The sequence below is a fragment of the Planktothrix sp. FACHB-1355 genome (genome assembly GCF_014748295.1).
Taxonomy (GTDB): domain Bacteria; phylum Cyanobacteriota; class Cyanobacteriia; order Cyanobacteriales; family Aerosakkonemataceae; genus Aerosakkonema; species Aerosakkonema funiforme_A.
Genome location: NZ_JACJUP010000490.1, coordinates 1 through 4,726, shown reverse-complemented (window position 1 = coordinate 4,726; position 4,726 = coordinate 1). Strand labels below are relative to the sequence as shown.

General features: G+C 47.8%; 4 protein-coding genes. 2 read left to right on the top strand and 2 right to left on the bottom strand.

Going from position 1 to position 4,726, the window contains the following annotated elements; translation table 11 throughout:
* Window positions 1-156 precede the first annotated feature (156 nt).
* Both H6S82_RS19045 and H6S82_RS19040 read right to left on the bottom strand, forming a co-directional pair.
* Complete coding sequence (locus tag H6S82_RS19045; RefSeq protein WP_191056559.1) at window positions 157-339, bottom strand: hypothetical protein; 183 nt, start codon at window positions 337-339, stop codon at window positions 157-159.
* Between the two features lie 18 nt (window positions 340-357).
* Complete coding sequence (locus tag H6S82_RS19040) at window positions 358-1,242, bottom strand: alpha/beta fold hydrolase (protein WP_190474324.1); 885 nt, start codon at window positions 1,240-1,242, stop codon at window positions 358-360.
* A gap of 246 nt (window positions 1,243-1,488) precedes the next feature.
* Here H6S82_RS19040 and H6S82_RS34115 point away from each other — a divergent pair, with 246 nt between their 5' ends.
* Together H6S82_RS34115 and H6S82_RS19030 are read left to right on the top strand one after the other, a co-directional pair.
* A complete protein-coding gene (locus H6S82_RS34115; RefSeq protein WP_191056558.1) occupies window positions 1,489-3,831 on the top strand; it encodes an S-layer homology domain-containing protein in 2,343 nt (780 codons plus the stop codon).
* 298 nt (window positions 3,832-4,129) lie between these two features.
* On the top strand, window positions 4,130-4,726 hold a 597-nt coding region (locus H6S82_RS19030; RefSeq protein ID WP_191056557.1), incomplete at its 3' end, for a dinitrogenase iron-molybdenum cofactor biosynthesis protein.

Sequence of the window (4,726 nt, the reverse complement as noted above, 5' to 3'; positions counted from 1 at the left end):
TTCAAAGCAGAAGTGAAGAGTCAATTTATTTGCGCTGACAAATAGAGTGGCAAATGGGAATGTTCCTCTCGTTTTGCCAACTGTCGCGCCTCCCGCGAAACTCAGCAACCTTTGTCTATTTCTCCGCTTCATGGAAAGTTTTCCTGTGTCTGCGTCTCATCTACCTCTAGAGCGCCAGTCCAGTAAAAAATCAAAGGCAGAATAAGCAAAATATGTGGTGCGTAGGAGCAAACGCGAGTGCGTGCCGTAAGCATTAGCATTCGAGCGACAATCGAACGTGAGTGCGTGCCGTAGGCAATCGCGTTCGCATCTCCATTTTCCCATAAGTAAGGTGGGCATTGCCCACCCTACTTTTTATTAAAGTTCAGCTAGCCAATCCAAAATCAACCCATTCACAATATCCGGTCGTTCGTCGTGAGGACAGTGACCGGTATCGGGAATCGATACAAACTTAACAGGTTGACCGTTGTCACTCAATTCCCTGTAAATTGTTGCGCCTTTAATCGGTGTCCAAGGGTCTTTTTCTCCCCAAAGAACCAGTAATGGATGCTTGACTTTTGGCAACAATTCTGATGGGCTGGGGCCGGGAGGTGCGGTGAGGATGGAGGCAAAAACCTGCTGTGCGCCAGTATCGCAGGAAGGATCGTAAAGCATATCCACCAATTCGTCCGTGATGGCTTCCCGGTTGAAGTAAACTTGCTGGAGGGTGCGACGGATGCGGTGTTTCTGACGGATGCGGTTAAATAGAAACGGGCCAAAAACTTTGGAACTCACCACCTTGGTAAAGCCTGCCATCACCAACCGCAATGGTAAATTTAATTCGTGGGGGCGATGATTGAGTCCGCCAGCGCAGTTGATGAGGACAGCACCAGCAGAAATTTCCGGCTCGTCTGCCACCATCATTAAACTGAGTAAAGCGCCGATCGAATTGCCCACAAATACGGCAGGTTCCTGAATGTGCGACGAACAGAAATCTTTGAGCAGTTCTACCCACAAATCCAGGCTGTAATCCAGCGATGGCTTATCGGAAGCGCCAAATCCCAGTAAATCGAGCGCAAAGACTCGGTAGCCACCGGCGGCAAGTGCGGGAACATTTTGACGCCAGTGTCCGATCGAAGCACCAAAGCCGTGAATCAGTACTAACGGGCGTCCGCTGCCCATGACGGTGTACTGTATTTTATGGCCTTTCCAATTCCAGGTGAATTTTGCCAAAGTGCTGGCAACTGCCAACTGTTGCGTCATCACAGTTTTTTATGAAGATTCGTAAACTATGTTTTTTATATGATAATATCTCTTGACTTAAGAATTAATTCGAGGCGCTTTTAAGAGGTTTGAGATCGATCGAGCCATTTTGGATTGGTAGGCATAGTAGTAGGGGAGCAGCTACGCCGATAGGGAGAGGGGGAGGGGGAGATGGGGGAAGATTTTTCTTAGTCTCCCGGTCACCAGTCCCCAGTCAACAATCACCAAAATCTGCGTAAGTGCTATATGAATAAGAATTTCTTGGCTGTACTTGGGAAGATTGTTTTTGCGGCGACGAGTTTGGGAATATGGGCGAGTGCCGAAGTGGCGATCGCTTATGCAGCAAGCGCTTCTACATCGCCAACTAACCCAGCGGTAGCCGCACAAGTTTTAGCAGAACAACCAGCGAGGAGAGAACCTGCACGCAGAAGAGAAGCGACTCCCACGAGAGAACCCGCACGCAGAAGAGAAGCGACGCCGACGAGAGAACCCGCACGCAGAAGAGAAGCGGTACAAAATAACTTCGATCTTCCAGAAGTTATTACCAATGGTGTTTTAGAGAATTTATCCCAACAGACGGGAATGGAAATATCTGCTTTGCGGATCGTCGCCGCGCAACAGGAAACTTGGCCGGATGGTTGTTTGGGGATAGCCAGTCCCGGTATTGTTTGCTCTAAGGCTTTGGTTCCCGGTTGGCGAGTGGTAGTAGGTAGCGATCGCCAAAGCTGGGTTTACCGCACTAATCTTACAGGTTCCTTAATCAAGTTAGATCCAACTGCCAGCGAGAATGTAGCGGCGACTCCACCTCCCCCTCTTCCTCGTGCGTCTCAACCAACTCGCCTGCCCGCTCCTCCCTCACGCAGACAAACAACAGCAAGTGCTTCTGGGCAATCAGGAGAGCCATTGCCTCCCGTTGAGCTATCTCAAAGTGAGATACCCCAAAGCGAGGGAAGTACTTTGATTGAGGAGCCAGCTGCTGCATTAGCTGATGCCAATAGGTCGGTTCAGCGCCGCAATGAAGCCACGCCACCGCGTCCGCAACCGCCTTCCCGCCTAGAAGAGCCCACGCCACCGCGTCCGCAACCGCCTTCCCGCCCGGAAGAGCCCACCCCACCGCGTCCGCAACCAGTTTCCCGTCCGCCTCAACAAACCACTGCAATAGCTACACCTCCCCGGCGCACAGCCCCGCCACCTCCACGCCAAAATGGCACGGAAAACAGAAGCGGTTTCAGTTTGATGATTCGACAACCATTAGAGACGCTTCCGAATCCGATCGCTCGCGTTTCCCTCAAATCTAAAAATGGCAACAATTACGCACCGGAGCGGTTAATCGGCGATTATCGATATCGGCTGGATCGACGCGCTCAATTTAGGGGAGGGATGAATGCAGGCGATCGCATTGTTGTGCGCCTGTACGATAACGAGAATCGCTCGATCGGCTATAGCGAATTTGAACTTTTGTCAGAAAACGCGGCAGTTAACTTAATTCTCCCGGAACGACCGCTTCTTTACCGTATGGTGCGGACTCTCTACGGCATTGACGCCGATCGAGATGGCAACATGGATGAAGGCACGAGCTTTTACGATTACTACACTATCCTCACCGGTACAAGACCGGGTGAGGAACGAGTCACTTTCCTCAACGGCGTTCCGAATACCAGCCTCACCTGGTTTCAAGTCGCCGGTTTACCCCTACCATCTCGCACAAGCGCTTACCCCGCTTCTTTTGGTAGCGGCGAATATGCAGTGACCAATCAGGCGATTAGCATTTTTCGCTCGGATATGCCTAGAGTTCTCACTGCTGCACCCGGTAAGGAGAGTCGAATAACTAATGTCAGCAATAACTCTACGTACCAGGTAACGCGCAATTCGGTCAGTTCTCGATCGCCGCAAGACCCTCCAGCCCCGCCGCCGCAATTGCAGGTGAGTTTTGCCGATGTACCATCAAATCATTGGGCTAGAGGTTTCATCGCAGAACTGGCGCGTCAAGAAATTCTCCAAGGTTTTCCCGATGGGCTGTATCGTCCCAACGCTCCCGTGACGCGAGCTGAATTGGCTTCGATTTTGCGAAAAGCTTTCGATCGAAATAAAATTCGCGATGTCGTCGCTTTTAAAGATGTGCCGACTAACCACTGGGCTTATCCTGCCATTCGGGAAGCTTACGAGATGGGTTTCTTGGAAACTAATTCCACTCAAGGTTTCAGTCCCGACCAAAAAGTCTCTCGTCTTGACGTTTTGGTCGCTTTGGGCAGAGGACTTAAGTATTCTGCTGGGGGTTCTGTCGATAGCGTTCTGCGCGTGTATAGAGATGCCTCCTCGATCCCAAGAAGCGATCGCGATATCATCGCCGCCGTTACCCAGCGGGATATGGTCGTAAGTTATCCCAACGTCAACTATCTGTATCCCGGTCGGCTCGCAACCAGAGCTGAAGTGGCTGCTTTAATTTATCGGGCTTTGGTCAGTATTGGCAAAGCTGAGGAAATTGTTTCCCCCTATGTGGTGGTAGCAGAATCTACCCCCAATAACACTCAAGTTAGGGAAGGTTCGCGTTCCGATCGACAAAGAACCAATACTCGCGATCGACGTTAGAACGGGAGTTTAAACTGGATTTCGGTGCAAAACTCTCGATTTTTGAATTTTGCACCAAAATCTTGTCTAAACTCCTGTTTTGAAATAATTATCTTGCAAATAAAGCCATCTTTTTTCTCTCCATTAAAAATAATTTTTAGATACAATTATATATAATTATTAATCTTAATTTAAGAAAATAAATAAATTTGTTATTGAGTATTTTAGTATTGAAAAATACCGAATCATTAGGTTAATTCATGTCTAATAGTCAAACAATACCTTTGTTAATTTGTGAATCGTTTAGAGAGAATAAATAATGAGCGAACAGCCAATTGCAGATGAAGTGGCATTGCGGATTGCCTTGGCTTCAAGATTATTTCCCGAAATAAGTCTGAAAGAGTTTATAGAACTGTTAATGGATTATTTGGGGGGCAATATTGATGAAGTATCCTTAAGTCAAATCACAGTTACTAAGTTGAAAACAGCACTAGGACAAACCTATGAACTCGATGGAGAAGAACATGGAGAAGATGCTAATACAGAGACAATAGCTGTATTCAAAAAAGCGGTAAGAATTTTATGGGGTGAAACAAGTGAGAGTGACAAACTACCACCTATAGAACCTTATCAAGAAGGTGATATGCCTAATTCTATTCGTGTGGCTGTAGCATCTAATAACCGCGAAGAGTTAGATGGTCATTTTGGTTCGTGCCTGCGGTATTTAATTTATCAATTATCAGCGAAAGAAATACGGCTAATTGATATTCGATCGGCATTGGGAGCAGAATTATCAGAAGATAAAAATGCCTTTCGTGTGAATTTAATTAAAGATTGCGCTATTTTGTATATTGTCGCGATCGGGGGGCCTGCTGCTGCTAAGGTAGTTCAAGGCGGAATCTATCCGATGAAAAAG

What these genes read in the sequence shown, in the direction of transcription:
- H6S82_RS19040 (WP_190474324.1), bottom strand. Translation starts at nt 1,242, where the DNA reads ATGACGCAACAGTTGGCAGTTGCCAGCACTTTGGCAAAATTCACCTGG.
- H6S82_RS34115 (WP_191056558.1), top strand. Translation starts at nt 1,489, where the DNA reads ATGAATAAGAATTTCTTGGCTGTACTTGGGAAGATTGTTTTTGCGGCG.
- H6S82_RS19045 (WP_191056559.1), bottom strand. Translation starts at nt 339, where the DNA reads ATGCCCACCTTACTTATGGGAAAATGGAGATGCGAACGCGATTGCCTA.